The organism is Cohaesibacter sp. ES.047 (genome assembly GCF_900215505.1).
Classification (GTDB): Bacteria; Pseudomonadota; Alphaproteobacteria; order Rhizobiales; family Cohaesibacteraceae; genus Cohaesibacter.
Map to the genome: position 1 here is coordinate 2742617 of NZ_LT907844.1, position 25312 is coordinate 2767928.

General features: G+C 56.9%; 21 protein-coding genes and 2 pseudogenes. 13 read left to right on the top strand and 10 right to left on the bottom strand.

All coding sequences use genetic code 11. The annotated features are described in order from the left end of the window. Positions 1 to 10: 10 nt before the first annotated feature. The 3 genes from CPH65_RS12520 to CPH65_RS12530 form a co-directional block, all read right to left on the bottom strand. Positions 11 to 985, bottom strand: a complete 975-nt coding sequence (locus CPH65_RS12520) for an ABC transporter permease (protein ID WP_096173774.1) — start codon at positions 983 to 985, stop codon at positions 11 to 13. Between the two features lie 31 nt (positions 986 to 1016). Then, positions 1017 to 1814, bottom strand: a complete 798-nt coding sequence (locus tag CPH65_RS12525) for an SDR family oxidoreductase (protein WP_096173775.1) — start codon at positions 1812 to 1814, stop codon at positions 1017 to 1019. Between the two features lie 79 nt (positions 1815 to 1893). Continuing rightward, positions 1894 to 2850 carry a sugar ABC transporter substrate-binding protein gene (locus CPH65_RS12530; protein WP_096173776.1) on the bottom strand — a complete coding sequence of 319 codons (957 nt, stop codon included), beginning with the start codon at positions 2848 to 2850 and terminating at the stop codon, positions 1894 to 1896. A gap of 222 nt (positions 2851 to 3072) precedes the next feature. On the opposite strand from CPH65_RS12530, the gene CPH65_RS12535 reads away from it, so the two are divergent. From CPH65_RS12535 to CPH65_RS12595, 13 genes are all read left to right on the top strand, one after another. Beyond that, positions 3073 to 4893, top strand: a complete 1821-nt coding sequence (locus CPH65_RS12535; protein WP_244574391.1) for an ABC transporter substrate-binding protein — start codon at positions 3073 to 3075, stop codon at positions 4891 to 4893. 22 nt (positions 4894 to 4915) lie between these two features. Then, the gene (locus CPH65_RS12540) at positions 4916 to 5725 is read left to right on the top strand and encodes an SDR family NAD(P)-dependent oxidoreductase (RefSeq protein ID WP_096173778.1); all 810 of its coding nucleotides are present in this window, start codon (positions 4916 to 4918) and stop codon (positions 5723 to 5725) included. Between the two features lie 67 nt (positions 5726 to 5792). Further along, on the top strand, positions 5793 to 7091 hold the full coding sequence (locus CPH65_RS12545) for a Xaa-Pro peptidase family protein (protein WP_096173779.1): 1299 nt from the start codon (positions 5793 to 5795) through the stop codon (positions 7089 to 7091). A gap of 73 nt (positions 7092 to 7164) precedes the next feature. Continuing rightward, the gene (locus CPH65_RS12550; RefSeq protein WP_096176391.1) at positions 7165 to 8160 is read left to right on the top strand and encodes a thiamine pyrophosphate-dependent dehydrogenase E1 component subunit alpha; all 996 of its coding nucleotides are present in this window, start codon (positions 7165 to 7167) and stop codon (positions 8158 to 8160) included. Positions 8161 to 8170: 10 nt separating this feature from the next. Further along, positions 8171 to 9166: an alpha-ketoacid dehydrogenase subunit beta gene (locus CPH65_RS12555; protein WP_096173780.1), complete on the top strand. Its 996-nt coding sequence runs from the start codon at positions 8171 to 8173 to the stop codon at positions 9164 to 9166. Next, positions 9156 to 10442 carry a biotin/lipoyl-containing protein gene (locus tag CPH65_RS12560; RefSeq protein ID WP_096173781.1) on the top strand — a complete coding sequence of 429 codons (1287 nt, stop codon included), beginning with the start codon at positions 9156 to 9158 and terminating at the stop codon, positions 10440 to 10442. The genes CPH65_RS12555 and CPH65_RS12560 overlap by 11 nt, the downstream gene beginning before the upstream one ends. Positions 10443 to 10457: 15 nt before the next feature. Then, a complete protein-coding gene (locus CPH65_RS12565; RefSeq protein WP_096173782.1) occupies positions 10458 to 11882 on the top strand; it encodes an NAD-dependent succinate-semialdehyde dehydrogenase in 1425 nt (474 codons plus the stop codon). A gap of 10 nt (positions 11883 to 11892) precedes the next feature. Further along, positions 11893 to 12771: a 2-oxo acid dehydrogenase subunit E2 gene (locus tag CPH65_RS12570; RefSeq protein WP_096173783.1), complete on the top strand. Its 879-nt coding sequence runs from the start codon at positions 11893 to 11895 to the stop codon at positions 12769 to 12771. A 10-nt stretch (positions 12772 to 12781) separates the two neighbouring features. Beyond that, positions 12782 to 14161, top strand: a complete 1380-nt coding sequence (lpdA, locus tag CPH65_RS12575) for a dihydrolipoyl dehydrogenase (protein WP_096173784.1) — start codon at positions 12782 to 12784, stop codon at positions 14159 to 14161. Position 14162: 1 nt separating this feature from the next. Continuing rightward, complete coding sequence (locus tag CPH65_RS12580) at positions 14163 to 14924, top strand: SDR family oxidoreductase (protein WP_096173785.1); 762 nt, start codon at positions 14163 to 14165, stop codon at positions 14922 to 14924. Between the two features lie 399 nt (positions 14925 to 15323). After that, positions 15324 to 15722, top strand: a complete 399-nt coding sequence (locus CPH65_RS12585) for a Rap1a/Tai family immunity protein (RefSeq protein ID WP_096173786.1) — start codon at positions 15324 to 15326, stop codon at positions 15720 to 15722. 217 nt (positions 15723 to 15939) lie between these two features. Beyond that, the gene (locus tag CPH65_RS12590; protein WP_244574392.1) at positions 15940 to 17037 is read left to right on the top strand and encodes an IS110 family transposase; all 1098 of its coding nucleotides are present in this window, start codon (positions 15940 to 15942) and stop codon (positions 17035 to 17037) included. 104 nt (positions 17038 to 17141) lie between these two features. Next, entirely contained in the window at positions 17142 to 18365 is a 1224-nt protein-coding gene (locus tag CPH65_RS12595) for an IS256 family transposase (protein WP_096171576.1), read from the top strand. A 386-nt stretch (positions 18366 to 18751) separates the two neighbouring features. On the opposite strand, the pseudogene CPH65_RS12600 reads toward CPH65_RS12595, so the two are convergent. From CPH65_RS12600 to CPH65_RS12630, 7 genes and pseudogenes are all read right to left on the bottom strand, one after another. Continuing rightward, a pseudogene (locus CPH65_RS12600) lies at positions 18752 to 19773 on the bottom strand (IS110 family transposase). Between the two features lie 47 nt (positions 19774 to 19820). Next, the gene (locus CPH65_RS12605; protein ID WP_157747665.1) at positions 19821 to 20555 is read right to left on the bottom strand and encodes a GGDEF domain-containing protein; all 735 of its coding nucleotides are present in this window, start codon (positions 20553 to 20555) and stop codon (positions 19821 to 19823) included. A 190-nt stretch (positions 20556 to 20745) separates the two neighbouring features. Beyond that, entirely contained in the window at positions 20746 to 22281 is a 1536-nt protein-coding gene (locus CPH65_RS12610) for an IS66 family transposase (RefSeq protein ID WP_096173788.1), read from the bottom strand. A gap of 127 nt (positions 22282 to 22408) precedes the next feature. Beyond that, entirely contained in the window at positions 22409 to 22567 is a 159-nt protein-coding gene (gene tnpB / locus CPH65_RS25045; RefSeq protein ID WP_096173789.1) for an IS66 family insertion sequence element accessory protein TnpB, read from the bottom strand. 70 nt (positions 22568 to 22637) lie between these two features. Then, the gene (locus CPH65_RS12620; RefSeq protein ID WP_096173790.1) at positions 22638 to 23024 is read right to left on the bottom strand and encodes a transposase; all 387 of its coding nucleotides are present in this window, start codon (positions 23022 to 23024) and stop codon (positions 22638 to 22640) included. A 93-nt stretch (positions 23025 to 23117) separates the two neighbouring features. Beyond that, positions 23118 to 23273: pseudogene (locus CPH65_RS24590) on the bottom strand (transposase); the annotation flags it as partial. A gap of 171 nt (positions 23274 to 23444) precedes the next feature. Then, positions 23445 to 24860, bottom strand: coding sequence for an L-fucose/L-arabinose isomerase family protein (locus CPH65_RS12630; protein ID WP_244574393.1), 1416 nt, complete (start codon positions 24858 to 24860; stop codon positions 23445 to 23447). Between the last annotated feature and the right edge of the window lie 452 nt (positions 24861 to 25312).

Genomic DNA, 25312 nt, shown 5'->3' on the forward strand with positions numbered 1-25312 from the left:
CTCTCCTGATTTACGCGATTGGGGACCAGAGCTTGCCGCGCTTGGCTGCGATATCGAGCCAGACAGCAAGGATGATGATGACCCAAGTCACAACGAATTGAACATAGAATTGGAGCCCGACGAGCAAGAGGCCATTCTGTATGAAACCAAGGATCAGAACGCCGATCACGGTCTTGAAGATCGTGCCCGAACCGCCCAGCAGCGATGCCCCGCCCAAGATGACGGCAGCCAGCACCTCCAGCTCAAGCCCTTGCCCCACGGTGTTTTGCGAGCCAAGGCTTCGGCTGGCTTGGATGAGGCCCGCAGTGGCAACGCAGAATGCACTGAGCAGATAGCAGGAGAAGATCACGCGCCTGCGCCGGATGCCTGAAAACGCCGCCGCTGTTCCGTTGCCGCCAACAGCATAGACCTTGCGCCCGAACGGTGTCTTCGACAGCATTGTCCCCAACACCACCAACAGTAGAACAAAGAGCAGGATCGGCACGGGGATGCCAAGCGCGTCGCCCTGACCGAATACGCTGAACCACGTACCTTCCTTGTCGGCGATGTCCATGTTCTTGCCACCCGAATAGGTCAGCGTCAGGCCGTGAATGGCCGACAACATACCCAAGGTCACGATCAGCGAGTTGAGCTTCAGATACCCGACGAGAAAGCCGATGAATGCGCCCAGGCAGAGTGTCATGGCGAACATTGCCGGGATCGCGAGCGCGGGGCCGATCTTGTCGTGCAGATCCAGCACCACGATGGTCGAGAACGACATCATTGAGCCGACCGAAAGATCAAGGTTGCCGCTGATCACGACGAAGGTGACGCCAATGGCCATAACGCCCAGAATGGCTGAGGAACGGACTACGCCCATGATGTTATCGGGATCGATAAAGCGCCCATTTGCAAGCGCAAACCCGATCATGAAGATCACGAAGGCGACAAGAATGCCCTGTCGGGCCAGAAAGCCGCCAATCTCTTTTTTCGTCAGCCCTGCCATGGCTTCCTCCCATTTCTCGCCAATGCGGCGATCATACCAATGTCATGCCGCCGTCAATCATCACGATCTGACCGGTCATGTAGTCGCTTTCTTTCGATGCCAGGAACGTTGTTGTTCCTGTGATGTCTTCAGGCTTGGCCACTCGGCCTTTCAGGATCTCTGAGGAAAACTCCTCCATCGCTTGTCCTGGACGTTTGGCTGCACCGATTGCCATCAGATCTTGATCGACCTGCTCCCACATCTCGGTGGCCACGACACCGGGTGCAAATCCCGTCACGGTGATATCATGTTTCGCCAGATCGCGTGCGCCGGATTGTGTGAGCGCCACAACGCCAAATTTTGACGCGCAGTAGGGCGCAACATTGTCAAAGCCCTGCCGGCTGGCGATAGAGGCGGTGTTGATGATCTTGCCGGACGTTCCCTGGCGGATGAATTGTTTTGCCGCTTCCTGCATTCCGATGAGGCAGCCGAGACCGTTTACATCGGTAATGAAGCGCCAGTTCTCCTCGGTCACGTCGAGGAAGTTCATCGGCTTATTCACGCCCGCATTGTTGAACTTGACGTCCAGCTTGCCGAAGGTCTCGACCACATGGTCGATCATCGTGCGGACCTGGGCGCGGTTTGTCACATCAACCGCGGCATGGGTGACTTTGCCACCCCCCTGCGCTGCACGCATTTGATTGGCGGCAGCCACTTCGGCGACTTTCTCGCCGTTGATATCGGCAAAGCAAACATCGGCGCCTTCTTCCAGAAGGGCTTCGCCGATGGCGCGCCCAATACCCTGGGCGGCGCCGGTCACGATGCAGGATCGACCGGAAACACGGGCCATGATCTACGCTCTCGAAAGAAATAGTGTTGTCAGGTAAGATGCGGACGCAGCCTAAGCCGCACCCGCTAAAGCCAAAGTCTTAGAAGACGGGCTTTGTGAAGTCGCCCATGTTGTCCTGGGTGATCTTCGGTGTATCGAAGTAGTTCAGGAACGGCAGTTCCTTGCCTTCGAGCGTTTCGATGGCCGTTTTAAGAGCCGCTTCAGCGTCATCAACCGGCGATTGGTAGATCGATCCCCAATATTCGCCACGCTCCATGGCCTCATAGCCAACAGCAAAGTTCGTCGCTCCGACGAAAATGATGCCATCACGGCCCGCTGCCTTGGCGGCGTTCAGTGCGCCAACACCCATGTTGTCGTCGCCCGCGTAAACACCGTCGATGTCGTCATACTTGACGAGAAAGGCTTCCATGACTTTCTGCGACTTCTCGCGGTTCCAGTCGCCTGGCTGTGTCTCGACGAGCGTCACGTTCGGGCAAACTTCGGGCAAACGGTCGTCAAAGCCCTTCTGGCGCTCGATTGCGGTGGTGTAGCCGGGCTGACCGGAGATCTGCACGACGCGTGCTTCGTTGTCGATGCCCATCGCCTTGAACTTGTCGCACATGATCTCTGCTGAGCGCGAGCCTTGGGTGATGTTGTCGGGACCCGAGAAGGACGCAACGAAATCATAGCCCTGCTCGGCGATGTTCGAGTTGGTGACGATGACCGGAATGCCTGCTGTGTGCGCCTTGCGAACTGCGGGGATCACCGCTTCACCATTTGTCGGCCAGATGATGATGGCGTCGACTTCCTGCTGGATCAGGTCTTCCATCTGCGCGATTTGGCGGGCTACGTCGCCGCCTGCGTCAAGAACAACCGCCTCGACATTCTCGTTCGCCTCGGCTGCGGCGATGAAGGCCTTTTCATATGTGGTCTGGTAGCTGTCGACGCCCACGTTGTTCTGAGTGATGCCGATTTTCATCGTGTCTGCGGCAGCGGCGCTGGCGACCATCAGTGCGGCAGCTGTCGTCGTTACTGCCAGTGCGTTGCGATAGTTCATTTGGGTCTCCTCCCAGAGTATCCATAGGTTATTTCCGGTTCATCCTCGTCTCCTTTCGAGGAATCATCACCCGTCTGTTCAGGCGATTGCGACTAATGTGACGCGTCCCAAGCCCTCAAAATGCACGTTTAATATCCATTTTGGATGTAAATATATCCAGAATGGATTTTTATGCGATACGATTTGGATGTCATTTTAACCAAATTGAACGGGAGAGAACCAGTGGTGAATCACGACTCGTCCAAAATGGATGAAAAGCGCAACCCCACGACGCGCAAGCCCTTACAAAGATGGTCAAAGCCAATGAACGCGATGAAAGGACAAGATGAAAGACATATCGTATCGCCGCAGGCGAGAAGCGAGATGTTGCGCATTTTGTCCTTTCTGGAGGATTCCGGCGAAGAGGTGGAAGCATCGGTCGAGCTCTTTGCGCCCAACCCCTACTTCCGCATGACACTGCATCTGGTGCGCGGCCATTTGGAAGCGAAAACGGTGACGCCCACCTCGCTGATTGGCGCCAGCCAGGTGCCCTACGCCACGGCGACGCGGCGCCTGAAGGAAATGGTGTCGTTGGGCCTCATCGAGCAACGCCCGCGCACGCGCACTGGAAAAAGCTTTTCGCTGCATCCCAGCGAGAAGCTGCTCGAACAGTGGATGCAGCTTTCGGGCCGCGTCGCGCGCCTTGCGGAATCGCGCTTTGGCGGGCGCGAACGCGGCGTGGAAAGCAAGGATTACTATTTTGGTGGCTCTTACATGGCCGCTCAGTCCATCCCGCCGCTCAAGGTTCTTCCCGAACCGCTCAAGGTTTCGGGAGGGATCCGCGTTCTTGTGCACGGCGATCCGACTTTTATGGTCATGGAAAATCTCAAACGCCAGTTCGAACAGGTAATAGGCACGCAGATTCATCAGCGTGCCTTCTCGATCGACCGTCTGCGCGAGGAAGCGATGCGCAATGCAGAGCGCAAGAGCAGCCGATACGATATCATCGCGCTCGACCTGCCTTGGGTCGGTGACTACGCCGAGAACGGCCTTTTGATGCCGCTCGATGAGGCGATGGACATTGCGCGGATCGATCCGGCCGATTTTCACACGGCAGGCTGGCAGGCAGCCCACTGGAACGGTCGGCCCTACGGCGTGCCGGCCCAGGAAACGCCGGAGCTGCTGTTCTACCGCAAGGATCTCTTTGCCGAAGTGGGGCTGAAACCCCCGGCGACGACCGACATGCTGCTCGAAGCCGCCAAGGCGCTGCACGACCCCTCCCGTGGCCGCTACGGGATCGCCTGGAACGCCGCGCGCGGCACCGCGCTGGGACATACCGTCTTGATGACAATGGCCGATTTCGGACAGCCAATCCTGAATCTGCCTAAAATGGCGGGAGGCTTCAAGACAGACGATCTTGCAAAGGGTGGTTACCGCCCGACGATCGACACTGAGCTGGGCCTGCAGGCTGCGGAGTTCCTCATGGAGTTGCTGCGCTACTCGCCCTCCGACATCCTGTCGATGTCGTGGTACGAGCGCATCCGCCCCTATGCCGCTGGCAAGATCGCCATGGCCTATGGCTACACGCTTTTGGCGCCCTATTTCGAGCTCGACGAAAGCTCGCCCGCCTATGGCCAGACAGGCTACCTGCCGCACCCCGCCGGTGCAGGCGCTAGCCCCGTGGCCCCTGTGGGCGGCTACATCATGGGCATTCCAGCCAATCTGGCGCCAGAGCGGATCAAGGCGGCAGTCGAAGCGCTGACGGTTTTTACCTCGCCCGAGGCGCAGAAGCTCTATGTGCAAAACGGCAGCCGGACCAACCCGCGCTATTCCGTCGGCGCAGATCCCGAGGTGCGCCGCGCCTCGCCGATTTTTGAGGCCGTCGATGGCATGTCATGGCGCGATGAGCTTCAGTTCTGGCCGCGCCCGCCCGTGCCCGAGATCTGCGACATCATCCAGATCTGCGGCACGGAGTTTCACGACATGCTGCGTGGGATCCTCACCCCGCGTGAAGCCCTGAAAGCGGCGCAAGCCTGCGCCGATGCCCTGATTTTACCAGACTAACGTCATCTGAGGAGGAGAGACCATGGAGCCCAATCGCCTAAAAGGCAAGAATATCCTGATCACCGGAGCCGCCCGCGGCATGGGGGCGGCCAATGCCGAGAGCTTCGCGGCTCAAGGCGCCAATGTCTGCCTTGCCGATCTTGACGGCGATGAGGCCCAGGTTGTTGCAGACCGTATCAACGCCGCTGGAAACGGCAAGGCAGTTGCGGTCAGATGCGATGTGACCAAGCGCGAAGACAATGCCGCCGCAGTGGCCGCCACGGTCGAGGCCTTCGGCTCGATCAACGTCGGCCTCTTAAATGCCGGCCTCAACAAGCCCCGCTTCTTCATGGATATCGATGAAGACAATTGGGACATGATCATGAATGTCAACACAAAGGCGATGTGGCTCGGCATGCAAGAGACCGCCAAGCAGATGATCGCGCAGGGCCCGATGGAGGACCATCCCTATAAGCTGATCAACGTCGGTTCCATCGCCTCGCGCAAGCCGCTGGTGGATGTGACAGTCTACTGCACGTCGAAATACGGCTGCCTTGCGCTTACGGAATGCGGCGCACTGGGGCTTGCCGAGCACAATATCACGGTGAACGGCTATGCGCCGGGCGTGGTTGTCACACCGCTCTGGGAGCAGCTCGACAAGGATCTCGTGGAGATCGGTTTCAAGGACCGCGCAGGACAAGCTTACGATGACATCGTCGAGAACAACCTCGTGATCAAGCGGGTGTCTTGTCCTGATGACATCACCGGTACGGCCTCTTTCCTTGCCTCCAACGACAGCGACTACATGACCGGGCAGATGATCTCGATCGATGGCGGTTGGGCCACTAAGTAACATATTGAAATTACGATATTATTCAACAGAAAGGCGGGAGCAGAACAGGCCCCCGAAGGAGAACCTCATGTCTCGTGCACTCACACCGAACGTTCTGACCCCGCAAGACCTTGAGCCGAACTGGCGCTGGGAAGGCAAGATCCCCGCATGGGGACACAACTCCGTCGACTTCGAGCGCCGGATCGATCACGACCGTTTGCGCCGCTACCGTATGGCCCGCACCCAAAAAGCACTGAAGGAAAGCAACGCAGGCTCGCTGCTGCTCTTCGACGTGAACAATATCCGATATACCACGGCCACCAAGATCGGCGAGTGGGAGCGCGACAAGATGTGCCGCTTTGCCCTGATCACGGGCAATGACGCGCCGCACGTCTGGGATTTCGGTTCTGCCGCTGTTCACCACCGCAAGTATTCCGATTGGCTCGTGCCTGAGAACTGCCATGCAGGGGTTGTCGGTATGCGGGGCACGATCCCGCCCAGCTTCGGGCTGATGAAGAAATACGCGCGCGATATTGCAGGCCTCATCGAAGATGCTGGTATGAAAGGCATGCCCGTTGGTGTGGACTATGCCGAAACAGCCATGTTCGAAGCGCTGAAGGAAGCGGGTCTAAACGTCGTCGACGGTCAGCAGATCATGCTTTCAGCCCGCGAAATCAAGAACTGGGACGAGATCCAGCTTCTTACGCAGGCCGCATCGATGGTCGATGGTGTCTATCACATGATCTACGAAGAGCTGAAACCCGGCGTGCGCGAGAACGAGATCGTCGCCATGTCGAACAAGCTCCTTTACGAATGGGGCTCGGACGATGTGGAAGCGATCAATGCCATCTCCGGCGAGCGCTGCAACCCGCATCCGCACAACTTCACCGACCGTCAGTTCCGCCCCGGTGATCAGGCATTCTTCGACATTTTGCAAAGCTATCAGGGCTATCGCACCTGCTATTACCGAACTTTCAACATCGGCATGTCGACGCCCTCGCAGCAGGACGCCTATGTGAAAGCGCGTGAATGGATCGATGCGTCTATCCAAGCCATCAAACCAGGCGTAACGACAGATAAGGTCGCCAAACTCTGGCCTAAAGCTGAGGAGTTCGGCTTCCCCGATGAGCTGTCTGCCTTCGGTCTGCAGTTCGGCCATGGCCTTGGCCTTGCGCTGCACGAGCGCCCGATCATCAGCCGGGCAGTTTCGCTCGACAACCCGATGGAAATCCAGACCGGCATGGTCTTTGCGCTGGAGACCTACTGCCCGGCCTCCGACGGCTTCTCTGCCGCGCGGATCGAGGAAGAAGTGGTTGTAACCGACACCGGTTGCGAAGTGATTTCGCTCTTCCCTGCGCAAGAGCTTCCGATCGCCAACCGCTACTAAAAGGCGGACGCGCCCCGCTCTGCACACACTCCCGGTGCAGGGCGGGGATGATCCTATCGCCCAAGAGGACATCATGGCCAAGACGAAAACAAACACCGAGGACTATTTGCGCATATATCGCCAAATGGTGCGGATCCGCACCTTCGAGGACAACGCCAACCAGCTTTACCTCTCGGCCAAGATGCCGGGGTTGACCCATATGTATTCCGGTGAAGAGGCGGTTGCCGTGGGTATTTGCGAAGCGCTGAAAGTAACCGACAAGATCACATCCACGCACCGCGGCCATGGCCATTGCGTGGCCAAGGGCGCTGACCTCAAGGAGATGTTCTGCGAGCTTTTAGGTAAGGAAGAGGGCTATTGCCGCGGTAAGGGCGGCTCGATGCATATCGCCGACCAGTCCAACGGCAACCTCGGTGCCAATGCCATCGTCGGCGGCTCAATGGGCATCGCCACGGGCTCGGCTTATACGGCCAAGCTCTTGGGCAAGGACGATGTGACCGTCTGCTTCTTTGGTGATGGTGCCACAGCGCAGGGCCTCATGTACGAGGTCATGAACATGGCCGCGCTATGGAACTTGCCGGTGATCTACGCCTGTGAGAACAACGGCTATTCCGAATACACCCGCACAGACGAGATCGCCGCCGGTTCGATCATCGCTCGTGCCGAGGCTTTCGGCATCGAGGCGCATCAGGTCGACGGGCAGGATGTTCTGGCCGTTAACGAGCTGACCGAAAAGCTCGTCGCGCGTGCACGCAAGGGCGAAGGCCCGTTCTTCATCGAGCTGATGACCTATCGCTATCACGGTCACCACGTAGGCGACATCAACCGCGAATATTACCGCTCCAAGAAAGAAGAGCAGGATTGGAAAGACAATCGTGATCCGATCACCCGTTTCCGCGGCTGGCTGGTTGAGCAAGGCATCGCCAGCGAAGAGGAGATTGAAGCGATGAACGCCGAGATCAAAAAAGACGCCGCCGATGCTGTCGAACATGCGCTCGCGGCAAAATACCCCGATGAGGCCGAAGTGGACATGCATGTCTACACCGATGTGAAACACGCGTTGGCCTGAGGAGAGACCCATGAGAGAGATCACACTATCACAGGCCGTCAACGAAGCCTTGGCCGAAGAAATGCACCGCGACGAGACCGTGTTCATCATCGGCGAAGATGTTGCCGAAGCAGGCACGCCCTTTAAGGTTTTATCCGGTCTTGTCGAGGAATTCGGCACCGACCGTGTTGTTGACACCCCGATCGCCGAGCCCGGCTTCATGGGCCTCGCCGTCGGCGCAGCGATGACAGGCACGCGCCCTGTCGTTGACCTTATGTTCGGCGATTTCATCTACCTGATCATGGACCAGCTCTGCAATCAGGCGGCCAAGACGCACTACATGTCCGGCGGCAAGATGAGCGCGCCGCTGGTCGTGCGCACCAACCTTGGTGCAACACGCCGCTCGGCCGCGCAACACAGCCAGAGCTTGCACGCGCTTGTGGCCCATATCCCCGGGCTTAAGGTTGCCTTACCGTCTTCGGCTTATGAAGCAAAAGGCTTGATGAAAACGGCGATCCGCGACAACAACCCCGTCGTCATCTTCGAAGACAAGCTGATGTATAACGACAAGGCCCCCGTGCCCGAGGAAGAGTTTCTTATTCCCTTCGGTGAGGCCAAAATCAAGCGCGAAGGCCGCGATATCACGCTTATCGCCACCTCCTCGATGGTGCAGGTCTGTGAAAAGGCAGCCGAGATCCTGGCCGCCGAAGGCATCGACGCCGAGGTGATCGACCCGCGCACGATAGTTCCGCTGGATGAAAACACACTTATCGCCTCTGCCAAGAAGACCAGCCGTGTCATCGTCGTCGACGAAGGTCACCAAAGCTTTGGTATCACCGGCGAGATTGCAGGGCGCATCAACGAGAAGGCCTTTTATCATCTCGATGCGCCAGTGCTTCGTATGGGTGCTATGGATGTGCCTGTGCCATTTTCGCCTGCCTTGGAAGACATCACAGTGCCCACGCCAGAGGCCGTGGCCGAGAATGCGCGCAAGCTCATGTCGGGGGAGATGATCCATGCCGCATGACGTGATCATGCCAGCCCTCGGCATGGCGCAGGATACTGGTCTGATCGTCGCCTGGCATAAGTCGGAAGGTGATGCGGTCAAGACGGGCGATGTGCTTTTTGAAGTGGAAACCGACAAGGCGACAATGGAAGTCGAAGCGCAAGCCGATGGCTTCCTCAACGGTGTGCGCGCGCAGGCGGGCGAGGAAGTTCCTGTCGGCAATGTGATCGCGCAAATTGGAGCGGAAGCCGCGGCTCCCGAAGCATCCGCCGCCTCAGCCGCTGGACCATCACCCAAGCTTCCCCAAGGCGCAAGCGTGATCATGCCCGCGCTCGGGATGGCGCAGGATACTGGCCTCATCGTCTCCTGGCACAAGAACCTCGGCGAAGCCGTTGCGGCTTCCGACATTCTCTTCGAAGTGGAAACCGATAAGGCAACCATGGAAGTTGAGTCCGGCGCCGATGGCTTCGTCGCCGCGCTCTTGGCCGAAGCGGGTGAAGAGGCCCCCGTCGGCGCACCAATCGCGATCATCTCTCCCGAGGCACCTTCGAACCCGGTTCAGCTGAGCCAATCTAGCGCTGCGAGCGCTCCCAAAGCCGAAGCTGCACCTGCGTCCGCGAACATGCCTGCCCCCAAGCCAGCTGAAGGGGCCAAGCCGGCTCCCAAGGCGCCCGCCAAACCGCGCGCCGATGGGCGCATTCTTGCCTCTCCCAAAGCGCGACGGCTCGCCCTTGAGCAAGGGCTTGATCTGGGCTGCCTCGTCGAAGCAGAGCATCCGCAGCCTTATCATGTGGCTGATCTCGAGGTTATCAAATCCCTGCCCGCCACCGTGCCGCATACTGTGTTCGCCCAATCCCGCCGCCTGACGGCTGAGCTTGCTCAGGATGGATTTGCGGATTTCGCAAGCTGGGCGGTTGAAGCGGCAGGGCTTTCTGAAGCCAATGCCCTGCTCGCCGGCTTGGCCGCTGCGAGCCTCGGGTATGAGACGTGCACCGTTGCTGTGGAGCTGCTCGGGGAGACACGTAGTTTTGCCGCAAGAGGCAGTCAGCTAGCCGATATCACCCTTGCTGAAGCAGATGCTTCGCCAGATATCCTTCTGCGCGATCTGCGGATGAGCCGTGTCACAGCGGTAGAACTCGGCGCCGAGGCCTGCCCCGTTCTGACCCTCACACGCTTCGGACCCGGGCTTCTGATCACGCTCGAATGCGCCGCAGATCACCTCACTGCAAGCGAGGCTGTCAGCCTTTTGTCCGAATTCGCAGGCCGCGTGGAGCAACCGCTCCGCCACCTGCTTTAAATAATGGAGTCCGAAATGGAATTCACCGACCTCTACATCAACGGCGAATGGCGCAAAACGTCTGAGCGTTTCGATGTTATTAACCCAGCCACCGAAGAGGTTCTGGCCTCTGTCGCCTCTGCCGAGATTGTCGACGCAGACGCTGCACTGGATGCAGCGGAGAAGGCCATGGCCGACTGGGCGGCGCGCACGCCCCGCGAACGCTCAGAAGTGCTGCGCAAGGCCTGGGAGCTTATGACCGCGCGGCTTGAGGAGTTCGCCCATTTCATCACGCTGGAAAATGGCAAAGCCCGCGCCGACGCTATGGGCGAGGCAGGTTATGCCGCTGAGTTTTTCCGCTGGTTTGCCGAAGAAGCCGTGCGCGCCGACGGGATGATCACCCATGCGCCTGCATCCGCTGCGCGCATCGTCGTGCAGCACAAGCCCGCGGGACTGGCTGTCTTGGTGACGCCGTGGAACTACCCCGCCGCCATGGGCACCCGCAAGATCGCGCCCGCGCTGGCCGCTGGCTGCGCTGTGATCATCAAGCCCGCCTCCGAGACGCCGCTGACCATGCTGGCGCTGATGCCGCTTCTGGAAGAGGCTGGCGTGCCGCCGGGGCTCGTCAACGTGCTACCCTCGCGCCGCACCGGCGCACTGGTCGATCACATGCTGCATGATCCGCGCGTGCGGGTCGTGTCATTCACAGGCTCCACGGGGGTTGGTCGCACGCTTTTGAAAGGCGCGGCGGACCAGGTGCTCAAACCCGCAATGGAACTCGGGGGTAACGCACCTCTGGTGGTCTTCGAAGACGCCGATATGGACACAGCCATCGAAGGCACCATGCTGGCCAAGATGCGCAACCTCGGCGAAGCCTGCACCGCTGCCAACCGCATCTATGTGCACGAAAGCATTGCCGAAGAGTTCACCCGCCGCCTGAGCGAGGCCATGTCTGCTCTCAAGATGGGCGACGGGACAGACCCAAGCGTCGATGTGGGCCCGTTGGTCAACGCCGACACGCGCGGCAAAGTGGCCGAGTTCGTAGCCGATGCGGTCGCCAAGGGCGCCAAAGTCGAATGCGGAGGCACCCTGCCAAACGGAAAGGGCTATTACTATCCTCCCACAGTGCTTTCGAACGTACCTGAAACCGCCGAATGCGTGCGCGACGAGATCTTTGGCCCTGTGGCTGCAATCCAGACTTTCAACGATCAGGAAGATGTTGTCGCGCGCGCCAATGACACCGAGTATGGCCTGGTCGCCTATGTTTTCTCCGAAGATTTCAAACGCGCACTGCAGGTCTGCGAGCGTTTGGAATACGGCATGGTCGGCCTCAACCGCGGCCTCGTGAGCGACCCTGCCGCGCCGTTTGGTGGCGTCAAGCAATCGGGCTTGGGGCGGGAAGGCGGGCATGAGGGCATGCTCGAATTCATGGAAACCCAATACATTTCAGCCAGCTGGTAAGGGGGCGAACATGAGAGACGTTATCGCAGCACCATCGGTCAGGGCGTTGGCCCTGGAAAAGGGAATCGACCTCGAGAGGCTGGCCCGAGATATGGGCCGAACCACCATCGCGCGTGAGGATCTGGGGGGCAGCAATCACGCCGCCGGCCCGGCTGCGGATACGTCCTATTGGGATGTGGATCATGCTGCTTACGGCCCTGTCAGCGAAGAACCAATGAGCCGTTTTGCTCAATTGGCCTCCGCGAATCTGGGAGCGGCGAATGCGCTCATTCCACAAGTTACCCATCACGACCGCGCCGATGTTTCTGCAATCGAAGCTCTTCGCAAGGAGCTCAAACCAGAGGCGCAGGCGCGCGGTGTCAAGCTCACGGCGCTGGCCTTTCAGGCCAAGGCGCTGGCAAGGGCCTTGCGCGCGTTCCCTCGCTTCAATGCCTCGCTGAGCGCCGATGGCAAGACGTTGATCCTCAAGGGTTACGTCCATATCGGTATTGCTGTCGATACGGCGCACGGACTGATGGTTCCTGTCGTCCGCGATGTTGATCGCAAGGGCCTGTGGCAAATCGCGGCAGAGATCACCGATCTCGCCACCCGCGCCCAGAGCCGCAAGATCGCTCCCGAAGAGATGGGCGGCGCATCGATGTCGATCTCCAATCTGGGCGGCATAGGCGGGCTTGGCTTTACCCCCATCGTCAATCCGCCTGAAGTGGCAATCCTTGGGATCACCCGCACCGAAACCGTGACCGTTTGGGATGGTGGCACGGCACGCCCGGTGGACATGGTACCGCTCGATCTGAGCTATGATCACCGCGTCATCAACGGTGCCGATGCGGCTCGTTTCATGAGTTATATGGCAGGGCTGATCGCCGATCCGCGCCGGATGATGGTCTGAGGGGGTGGAGATGGCTGACAATCACGCCGATCTGATCGTTCTTGGCGCAGGCCCCGGTGGCTATGCCTGCGCCTTTCGTGCGGCCGATCTTGGGCGCAAAGTCGTCCTCGTCGATCCACGCGCCGCATTGGGAGGCGTCTGTCTCAACGAAGGTTGCATCCCATCGAAGGCGCTGCTTCATGCCGCTGAGGTTATCCGTGAAACACGACATGGCGGCGACTGGGGGATTTCGACAGGCAGGGTCTCGGTCGATCTGGACAAATTGAGAGACAAGAAAGACGGGATCGTTGCGACGCTGACAGACGGCCTCACTGGCCTTGCCAAACGGCGCAAAGTTCAAACGGTGCGCGGCACCGCCAAGTTCACGAGCGCGAAAAGCCTCGACATCGACGGAGCGGCATGGAGCTTTGATCAGGCAGTGATTGCTGTTGGTTCGACGCCGGTGCAATTGCCCGGCTGGCCGAACGATGATCGCATCTGGGACAGCACCGCCGCGCTAGAGCTACGGGACGTGCCCAAGGCGCTTGCCATCGTAGGCGGCGGCATCATCGGGCTGGAAATGGCCACGGTCTACGCGGCCCTTGGCGCGAAGGTGACCGTTATCGAATTCATGGACCAGATCGCCCCCGGCGCTGACGTCGAGGCGGTCAAGGTCCTGCATTCCGCGCTCGTAGCCGAAGGCGTGACGATCCATACGGGCACCAAGGTCATAGAGGTCAAAGCTACAAAATCCGCGCTCAGCCTAACATGCGAAGGCGGGTTTGGCGGCACGCTCAAGGCGGATGCCATCATTCAGGCCGTTGGCCGCCGCGCGAGCGGCTACTTGGTTGCACCCGAGGCCGCAGGCGTCGAGATCGACAACCGCGGTGTCATCGCTGTGGACCGCACCTGCCGCACAAACGTGGAGGGGATTTTCGCCATCGGCGATGTCACGGGCAACCCGATGCTGGCCCACCGCGCCACGCATCAGGGCCATGTCGCCGCCGAGGTCGCCAGCGGGCACGCCGCGGCGCTTGATACAGACCTGATCCCATCGGTGGCCTACACCAGCCCCGAGCTGGCCTGGGCCGGGCTGACCCAGGCGCAAGCCAAAGAGCTCGGCGTCGCCCATCAGGTTGCCAGCTTCCCCTGGGCCGCAAGCGGGCGCAACCTCAGTTCGGGCGGTGGCGAGGGGATGACCAAGCTTGTCTACTGCCCCGAGACGAACCGCCTGCTTGGCGCAACGATCGTGGGCCGAAACGCGGGAGAGCTCTTGGCCGAATGCGTGCTGGCGATGGAAATGGGCGCAACGCTAGAAGACATCGCCCTGACGGTACATGCACACCCGACCCTCTCCGAGACCGTCACTTTCACGGCAGAGCGTGCGCTCGGCACGTTGACGGACCTCTGATATGACAGGGCCCACGATCGACCTGAACGGAAAGACAGCCCTCGTCACCGGAGCGAGCCGAGGGATCGGATTGTCGATCGCACAGGTGCTGGCACGCTCTGGCGCCGATGTGATCGGGCTTGGCACGTCGATCACGGCGCAGGCGCTGGAGGGGGCCTTTGCGGGCTTGCCCGGTGTGTTTCGGCCAATGGATTGCGACCTCTCCGAAAGGGATCAGATCAAGGCGTTGCTCGCGCAACTGGATGACGCAGGAGCCGAGATCGACATCTTGGTGAATAATGCTGGGATCATCCGGCGGAACCACGCAGCCGAGCACAGCTTGGAGGACTGGGATGCCGTGATGGCGGTCAACCTTGATGCGGTTTTCCTGCTCAGCCGTGCGCTCGGCGCGCGTATGCTGGAGCGCGGCGGTGGCAAGATCGTCAACATCGCCTCGGTCCTGTCATTCCAGGGCGGGGTCCTTGTACCCGGCTATGCCGCGGCCAAGGGTGCGATTGCCCAATTGACCCGCGCACTGGCAAATGAATGGGCGCAAGGCGGTGTCAACGTAAACGCCGTCGCGCCTGGCTATGTAGCGACGGACAACACCGCCGCTCTACAGGCTGACGAAGACCGCAGCGCTGCTTTGATGGCTCGCATACCCGTCGGCCGCTGGGGGCGGCCCGAAGAGATCGCCTGGCCGGTCGCTTTTCTGGCAAGCGAACTGGCCGATTTCATACACGGCACAGTTCTGCCCGTCGACGGCGGCTGGCTATCTCGCTAGGCTTGAGAGCACTTTTCAAGTGTCCCACTAACGAAAGCCGAGTTTGAATTTGGCTCAGATTGCGGATTTGAATGACCGTTTCGGCGACGGGCGCGGGATCGTTGCAGGTTAAGTGCCGCACATGCAACCAAATACTGCATATGAAACAGACGCAACCCGAAAATCGACTTCGTCCGCTCACCCGCCATCTGGTCGATTGAAATGCTGCACTTCGTTCGAATGGCAGCAATGCAGAAGTCATTTTGAGGCAGATGTCTGCTGGTGAATGACCGCATAGAGCTGCTTCTATCTCCTCCATCCGCTTTCTTGCCAACCAAACAATCACAATCCTCTCCGCCAGTCTTGAACAAGAGAGGTTGAAATGTTGTATTCTGACTTGGCTTTCATCAGGAGTTGCGAATGTTATATGCAATTGCTTTACTGTTCTGGCTTTTTCATGGAGAGCCATCAGTAGCCTTTGAACCAAAAGGTTTTACAGGCGAGAAGTTTCTAGGGGCGTGCCTTAGCGATGATCCGCTTCAACAGAGAGCCTGCAATGACTACTTTTCCGCGGTCATCCAAAGTTACAAGATGGGTGGTGGAGTTGTTTACGTGCAAACTCACGCACGCATAGAAGACGAGAAAGAACGTAGCCGCGCGATTTGGGAAGCTCTGCAAGTTTGTCACGGAGCAGCATTCAACCCCAAAGAGGCACAATCTGATGTTATTAAGCACCTTCAGCAGAACCCTTCCATGCAAAGGAGCTCTGCTGACTTGATGATCATAGTGTCTCTAATGGAGATGTTTCCCTGCAATTAGCAGATCTCGTCTGTATGGGTGCCTGCCACTCGCATTTGCGGGCAGAAACACACCGAACTTCCGTTTCCTTTGTCTGTTAGCGAAGTCCGCACTGTCACCTTCGAGCGATAGAAATGCTGCGCTTTAATCGAATGTCAGGAATGGGATGTACCGGCTGCTTCCCCCAACTCAGCAGGTTATAGTTTGACTGTTTCAACTGCAGATTAGGAGAAGTGGCATGACGAAGAAAGCAATTGATGCATTGATGTCGATTGGCATCGATATCGGCAAAGACACGTTCCATCTGGTTGGCTTTGATTACGATGGCCAACTTGTTCTGCGCAAGAAAATCAAACGACTTGCCCTGCTGCAGACCTTCGAAAATTTTCCGAGATGCGTTGTCGGTATGGAAGCATGCCTGAGCGCCCACTTTGTCAGTCGATGCTTGCGCAAACTCGGGTTCAAACCTCGGATCATCCCTGCCATTTATGTGAAGCCCTTCATCAAGGGCCAGAAGAATGACTACAATGATGCTGAGGCCATTGCGGAGGCAGCCTTGCGGCCGAACTTGCCGACAGTGCCAGAGAAAAGCCAGGACCAGCTCGACCTGCAAGCTCTTCATCGCGTCAGGTCCCGCTTGGTGTCCCGTCGCACAGCAACGATAAACCAGATCCGTGCATTTTTGATTGAACAGGGCATTACGGTTCGCAAGGGGCTGCGGGCTTTGAAAAATTCCTTCGAAACCATTCTCGAACAGCGCAAAGATGAGATATCGCCCCGAATGCGCAGTATCCTGTTTGGCCTCTATGGAGACTGGCTCTGGCTTGATGACAGGATTGAGGCTGTCTCCAAGGAGATAGAAGAGATCAGCCAAAGGGAAGAAAACTGCATCAACGTGATGACGATCCCCGGCATTGGTCCGGTAATCTCGACTGCGATGGTTGCTGCTGTCGGAACTGGAGAAGCCTTTGATCGAGCGCGCGATTTTGCCGCCTGGGTCGGTTTGGTTCCCCGTCAACACAGCACAGGGGGCCGAACAATACTTGGACGCATATCGAAACGGGGCAGCCGATATTTGCGGATGCTCTTTGTGCAAGCGGCGAGGGTTATTCTGATGCGATCCAATCGATGGCCAGACTTCAGTTTTGGTGAATGGCTGATAAGGGCATCAGAACGCATGAACCAGAACAAGCTGGCGATAGCTTTGGCCAACAAACTGGCCCGGATGGCTTGGAGTATCCTCAGACACAAAACGGCGTTTGATGCGCCCAAGAAATGCGGTCGAGATTGGAATCTGAAACCATTTTCGGCCTCAAAGGAGTTCGCGATAGACTGACTGCATGGAACAGAAAAATACGCCCCCAGAATCTGACGGCCCTTTCGGGACTATGGAGAATTTTGTGCCCTGGCGTGGTAACTCTAATATGAGGAGACCCACGTATGAGCATCGACAAAGCCCTTTTGGATCATCTGATGGAAGGCCGCAAAGCGGGCGATCTGTTCGGAGAGGACGGGATTCTGCAAGAACTGACCAAGGCGCTGGCCGAACGAGCCCTGAGCGCCGAACTGGACGAGCATCTGACCGAAGAACGCGCCGATGCGCCGCCTGAAGGCGCGAACCAGGCGCCAAATCGTCGCAATGGCCGCAGCCAGAAGACGGTGACCACCGACAGCGGGAAGGTCATTCTCGACATTCCCCGTGACCGCAACGGCAGCTTTGATCCTCTGCTGATCGCCAAGTATCAGCGCCGCTTTCCCGAGTTCGACACCAAGATCATCAGCATGTACGCGCGCGGGATGACGACCCGCGAGATCCAGGGGCATATCGAGGATATCTATGGTATAGAGGCGTCCCCGAGCCTGATTTCGGCGATCACCGATGCCGTGATGGAGGAAGTGACCGCCTGGCAGAACCGCCCGCTGGAACCGTGTTATCCGATTGTGTTCATGGACGCGATCCGGGTCAAGATCCGCACCGACGGCGTGGTTCTGAACAAGGCGGTTTTTGTGGCCCTGGCTGTTCTCCCGGACGGCACCCGCGACGTTCTGGGGCTTTGGTTCCAGGCCAATGAGGGTGCCAAGTTCTGGGCTAAAGTTCTCAGCGATCTGCGCAACCGTGGCGTTCAGGACATTCTCATCGCCGTCGTGGACGGTCTGAAGGGCTTCCCCCAGGCCATCGAGGCAGCCTTTCCTCAGACCCAGGTCCAGACCTGTATCGTGCATCTGCTGCGCCATTCCATGAGCTTTGCCAGCTACAAGGATCGCAAGGCCGTCGCAGCGGCTCTTAAGGCTGTCTACACCGCTGTGGACGCAGCAGCCGCGGAGACTGCGCTGGCGGAGTTCGAAAACAGCGACCTTGCCGCCAAATACCCGGCAATCGCGCCGAGTTGGCGCCGGACTTGGAACGAGGTGATCCCGTTCCTTGACTATCCGCCCCAAGTGCGCAGGCTGATCTACACCACGAACGCCATTGAAGCACTGAACTCGAAAATCCGCCGGGCCGTTCGCTCCCGCGGGCATTTCCCCAGTGACGAGGCAGCTGCGAAATTGATTTATCTCGCCCTGAATGCTACTTCTGTGGAATGGAAACGCTCCGTGCGCGAATGGCACTCAGTGAAAAGCCAGTTCGCAATAATGTTCGAAGATCGTTTCCAAATGGCGTAATCAAAGCGCCAGGGCACAAAATTCTGCATAGTCCCGCCCTTTCGGTCAATATGGACCTTTCCGCTAATGAGATCACGGTGCGAGCGTAACTCCAACATGGCCACGACCCGCGTGTCGATCAAAAGGCCGTGTGTGGACACCCCGGAAAATGCAAGAAGTTTTTGGTCAATATGAACAAGGATCAGGTGCTGTCGTGTGTTCGGCCTCCAGATGTGGCATCAACACGCCACGGGCCCGTATGGAGATACGCGGGTCGGGTCCAATTCGGATACGCGCGCTCTGCGGCGCACGGCCTGTGTCTGGTTCTCCCAACCCTGTCTCGTTGATCGTTTGTCCTTACTTACCTACGCCCTTCCTACATGCCTCGCTATGGCAATAAAGATGGATTATACCATCGCGGGATCCTTATATTTCTCGTTCTTAGACATCAAGGCCCATGCAACCCGGGCCATTTTGTTGGCTAATGCGACGGTTACCAGCATTCTTGGCTTGCGCGCCAACATTTGCCCGAGCCAGCCACCTTGATCGGAACCACGCCGTATAGCCCACCTAACAACTGACGCCGCTCCAATGATGAGAAGCCGCCTCAAGTCGCGTTGCCCCATTTTCGAGGTATGACCGATGCGTTCCTTTCCTCCCGATGAATATTGTTTTGGCGTCAAACCCGTCCAAGCGGCGAAATCTCTACCTTTGCGAAAGCTTGCCGGGCCAGGTGCAAGGGCGGTTAGAGCTACAGCAGTGATCGGACCAATTCCAGGAACGCTCATCAGTTTCCTTGCGCGCTCATCTTGCCTTGCCGCCTCACGAATATCCTTTTCCAATTGGCTAATCTGACCTGCTAAAGACGCAATGTGATCAAGAAGTATCTGAGCATTGGCAATTACGGCATCAGGTAACTCTGTTTCCGGGTCATTTACGGCTTCTTGCAGGCGATTGAGATAAACCGTTCCGCAAGGGGCTATAATTCCATATTCGGCTAAATGCCCACGTAAGGCATTAATTGTCTGCGTCTTCTGCCGTATGAGCAAATCTCTGGTGCGGAGAGCCATTCCAGAAGCCTGTTTTTCAACACTCTTTACCGCAACAAAGCGCATTGTGGGACGAGAGGCCGCCTCTGCGATCGCTTCGGCATCATTGGCGTCATTTTTCTGCCGCTTGACATATGGTTTGACGTAAGCAGGTGGGATCAGCTTGATGGTATGCCCGAGCGCCTCAATTCTGCGCCCCAATAATGCGAACTGGCACAGGCTTCCATTGCAACTATGCAGTTGGGGATCTCTGTGAGAAAAGAAATCAGCTTGGCACGTGTTACCTTCTTGTTGAAGATGCGGTTGCCAGCTTTCGTTGCGCCATGAACCTGAAATGTGTTCTTTGCCAAATCTATCCCGATTATGAAAACCTGCTTCATGAAAATCTCCTACTCAGCTTGGTGAGTACCTCTCCAGTTTGGCACACTTATGCCGTCGGAGGGGTGTCCACCCCATCGGATACATATGAGCGACTTCCTGCGACATGCAAAGAAATCTCTTGCGAACAGCAGCCGGTACATATATCTGGGGCTGTTTCGATTTCAGCAGCAAGACGGATATCAAAAGCACGGCGATTGGGCAGCTCGGTCAGAGGGTCCGTCTGCGATAACAATGCAAGTTCTTCGGCCTGCTGTTGGATAACGAAATTGCGAATGCTCACACGCAGCATCAGCAAATAATTGTTTCGATCTGCTTTCTCGATGCTATAACTGGCAACGAGGGAAAAGACCATAGCCGCAAAATAGGTCTCTATAATCGCCGAAACTGTGTTCCACGAAGCGTTCAAAAACATGATCGCCGACAGCGACATGCACAATGTTGCAAACCCTGATGCAATCACCTTGTATTTGATGGTCATCGGGAAGGCGACATTGAAAGCAATGATTGCCAGCACCTGCCCGAAGTAAATGTCTATGGCGCTATCGTCTTCCAGATAGGCGTGATTGGCGGCAGGGACGAGAGAAACGAACACACAAAGCATGGTGAAGGCAAGCTCGCGCCGGGACTTTTTCTGCGGGAAAAAGTGCATCAATGTGATGGCCAATAAAGTCGGCAAACTGACCAGAAGGTGCGGGGTCCAGACAAAGGCACTGATAAACTGCAGCTTCACTTCTCCCTTAGCAACAATACCAAGGCATATAGCTTCAAAACTTTGCGACAAGGCCGTTTTGTCTGTTTCGAGGACTCAATCGGTAATACCGGCCATAGTTGGCGGCACCGACAGCAGGGCAGCAGACAGCGCCGTTGTGGTCAGCAGAGCAGCATGCACGGACGGCCAGCGATGCGATACTCTTTGGTTTATGTGATGCTTGAATCACAGCATCACAGCATCACAGCAAGCGCTGTTTCGGTCACACGTTGCGCAGGAAGTTCCAAGGCAGGAGTTCGTCGATGTCACTCTGCTTGTGACCATTTACGATGGCTTTGAGGGTGGATGTCATCCATGTATGAGGATCAACGTCATTGAGTTTGCAGGTCTCGATGAGCGATGCGATGGTTGCCCAATTTGTGGCTCCTGCATCATGTCCGGCAAGGAGAGCGTTCTTTCTGTTCAGAGCAATCGGCCTGATTGTCCGCTCGACGCTGTTGTTGTCCATTTCGATACGACCTTCGGTGAGGAACAGACAAAGCCCATCCCAGAATTTGGCGACATAGGCAAGAGCCTCGCCCAATGGTGACTTCGCGGAGACACGGGCACGGCGCTGCTCAACCCATATTTCCAATTCAGCAATCAAAGGGGCAGACTTTCCCTGTCGGACGGTCCGCCTGTCATCTGCATCCATTCCTTTGATTTCTTTCTCGATGCCATAGAGCTTGACAATGCGGTTGATACCCTCTTGGGCAATGGGAGCATTGCCAGTGCGGGTAATCTCTACCAGTTTTCTGCGAGCATGAGCCCAGTAATAGGCAAGACGGATGTCCTGGCTTGCCCGTTTGAGCAGTCGATTGTAACCAGCATAGCCGTCCACCTGCAGGATGCCGCTGAAGCCCTGCAATATCTGTTCTGCATATTTGCCGCTCCGCCCCGGAGCGTAGGTGAAGGCCACGCCGGGTGGCCCGTTTCCATCCCATGACCGATCATCCCGGGCAAGGGCCCAGAAGTAGCCGGTTTTGGTCTTGCGTTTACCGGGATCGAGAACTGGCGCTCTTGGCTCGTCCATGAAGAGTTTGCCTGATTGCTTCAAATCGGTAACCAAGGCATCAAAAACGGGGCGCAATTCAAAGGCAGCCCGACCAACCCAATCCCCAAGAGTGGAACGGTCGAGATCAATACCTTGCCGGGAATAGATCTGAGCTTGACGATAGAGTGGCAAGTGGTCAGCATATTTTCTGACCACAATATGAGCCACCAAATCCTCAGTGGGCATGCCTCCTTCAATCAGTCGTGCTGGAGCCTTGGCCTGAGCAACGCCGTCCGTACAGAATCTGCAGGCATATTTGGGGCGGCGGGTGACAATGACCCGGAATTGCGCTGGGATCACATCATGCCGTTCGGTCACATCCTCACCGATACAGTGCAACTCACCACCACAGGAGCAAACCAGATTGTCTGGTTCGATCACCTCTTCGATGCGCGGCAAATGCTTTGGCAAGGCCCCGCGATTGGCAGACCGGCACTTCTTGCGTTTGCGCTCTATTGGGGAAGGGGCTGCCTCATCGGCGGCATGCACTACGGCAATGGCTGTTTCCAGATCCTCAAGGGCCAATTGGAACTGATCGGGATCAACCTTTTCTGACTTGCTGCCGAAGAGCGCCTGTTTGAAGGCCTTTACCAGCTTCTCCAGCTCAGCAATCCGCTCATCCTGACGGGCACCATGGGCTTTGCTGGCAATCACCAGCGCTTTCAAAGCATCAATATCATCGGGCAGATCGGCTTCGGTCAACATGACCCTGATTTAGCAGATTTCTGCCATCAAGACCCAAAGAATATCGAACCCGACGCCAGTCTAGACCAGCAAACAAGGCTTCAAATTGGGCAGGTTCAAGCCGCATCAGGCCATCCCGAATTTGGGGTCAGGCAAAGGAATGCTCCTCCAACCGCTTGTAGGTCATCACAAGACCGGACCCTTCCCAATAGAGAAGCTTCAATCGATCAGCCCGACGGGCCCGGAAGACAAACACTGTCCCTGTGAAGGGGGCCTTGTCTAGTTCATTCCTGATCAAGGCTGCCAAACCGCATGGCCTTTAGGGAAGTAGACAGGTTTGGTGTCGAACAATATCTTCACATGGTTCGAGGGGAAGATCATGATGTGCGTGCCAGAGATCGTGCCACAGCGGCTATTCGGCTCACGCTTGCTCCTGCTTCCAGCCGGATCGTGATGGAACCGCAATGAATCTCAGGTCTATCTGCAATGACGCGAGGTTCCGGGGCCGACGCATCCTCGACCACCAAACTGGCAAATCTAATCTCACCCTCAGGTTCGGGGAGAACCAACTTGCCCCGTCGTGCCGCCGTCCTCCAGGAGGAAAGATGGTTCGGGCGAACCCCATATTGCTCAGCGACTTCATGCGCCCGGGCACCAGGACGGAGGCTCTCCGGCACAATCTGAGCTTTCTCTTCATCCGTCCATTTGCGCGGACGACCACGGACGCGCGCTACAGGAGTGAGAAACTCCGTCGTACTCTCCATGGAGATACTCCATAAATATCAATATGAAGATCTCATCGCAGATCCGTCTGGAAGCAGCAATGTGGGGCTGAAACAGCGCTTGCGATGAACTGCAGGGCAGTCGCACCAGCAGCAGCCCACCTTCAAAACATAGATGATACCGGAAATCACTCGGCGATCATCCACTCGACGGGTACCGCCTTTGCTATTCGGCAAAAGCGGCTCAATAACCGCCCATTGTGAGTCCGACAAACAATATAGATGTCCCATTCAAGCCTCCAATCTAATGATTGGATAGATTGAATCTGATTTTCTTCGCCAGTTCAATGGTATCAATAGGTTTTGACCCTAGCCTAAACGTCAGAGGATTTGGTGCTGAACAGTCATCGAAGGAGAGCCCTGTCCTGTCGGGCAGGCAGGGTCTCTCTTCTCGATTTTGTCTTAGTCTGCTGCGTCGTGGAGATAGAAATCCCAGCCCAGATACTGCTTGGTCGCATCGACAATGGCATCACTCACTGATGCAAAATTTGCAGCGACGTGATGCTCGAAGCCGTTTTCGCAAATATAATGCAGCAGCTTCTGCATGCTTGGGATTTCAACAACACCGGCGCCGCCGAATGTCTCCAGAGGATCTTCGGTAAACTTTCCTTCCCCGACATAACCACGGATGCGGCCGGAGGTATCGTCCGTACTGACCCGGATGTAGGTCATGTGCCCGGCCTTGATTGAACCATCGACCGTCCCATAGGTGTTTTCCTTTCCAACAGTGCCGGCGATAATCTCCTGGAAATCCATCTTGTAGTCTTTGAAGAATTCCTTCGGCAGATTGCTGCAGTGGAAACAGACAGCCTTGTTGGCGTTTGCACCGTAGTTGTTGTTCCAGTCGAGCAGCGCACTTGGCGATCCCGACGCCAGCGCAAGCATATGCATGCCAATCAGGCCGCAGACATCAACCTCACAGGCGCTGGAAATAAGCTTGGAACTCATCATGCTCATCATCGTGCACGGTACGACGCCGTAGTTTTCCTCAAGAGACGTCCAGCACTGGATGGCGCTGATCGAGACGTCAGCCTCTTTCATCCATTCTTCCGTCACCGCAGCCAATTTGGCTTGCCGGAGGATAGCCGGGTTTGGCACGCCATCGGTCGAGATATAGTTCTTAATAGCATCCAGCTTTTCAGTGACGATTGCGGCGTTGTCGTCAAGCCTTGAAACCCGGCCCAGAATTTCTGACAAATCAAGAGTGACGACAGAAATGCCAGCAGCTTCGAGAAGCTTTTCGCTATAGCGCACCGTATTGAACGCCTCTGGCCGAGCACCGATGGCACCGATGCGGAGCCCGCGCAAGCCGCCAACGACGCGACAGGTTGCCGAGAACCGCGAGAGGTCTTCCTGAAACTCATCACTGAGTGGATCGACACAGTGCGATTTCGTCAGGGAGTAGCGGATACCATATTGTCGAAGGTTGTTGCAGGCTGACATCTTTCCGCAGAAGCTGTCGCGCCGCCACTGGATCGACATATTCTTCGGATCATCCGGAGTTGCCTGAATCAGCACCGGCACTTTCAAGCCTGAAAGCCTGATCGTATCGGCAATTGGCCGCTCCTCACCAAAGTTGGGAAGCGTGACAATAACCCCGTCAATGTCATCAGAATGGGCTTTGAAGAGCGCAGCGCACTGTTTCGCATCAGCGAACGACTGAACAGCGCCATGCTGAGTGTCTTCCGGGCTGAGAACAATACACTTGTGGCCGGCTTTCTCCAGAGCGTTGATCATATGCTCGCGTCCGGTCGACGCGAGATGACCCGGAAAGAAGCCACGGCTTCCCACCACAACACCGAAAGTCATCGTTTTCATTTTAAGTCCTTTCTCGGATTTCATTTTAAGTGCCTCCTGCCACCCTTTTGAAATGCGTGCCGGTGAGGCTGTTTGCCGCTCAAGCCTTCTCGTCGCTTCTGATGCGCTTGCAATCCCTCCAGAGGCCAATGAACTCTTCCTGTCGTTTGGAGGAAGACCTCAAGTCACACTGACCGACGGCATCGGAAACGTCATGGCCAAGTTGGTTGGATACTTGCGAAAAACCATCAAAAATGCCATTAATGAGGTTCGTACCTCATTAATGAGATAGCTGTCAATCATTGCTATTGATATGATGAAAATCACAATTTTTGCTAAAAAATTCAAATAATAGGGACTTTTATCAGTTTTAGAGATTGATCCTTACTCTATTTTCTGGATTCTTGATGAAATAGGTTTTGGTTTTGGGTCTTAATGAGTTACGTACTTCACCTTATATATTCTTGTGCTTC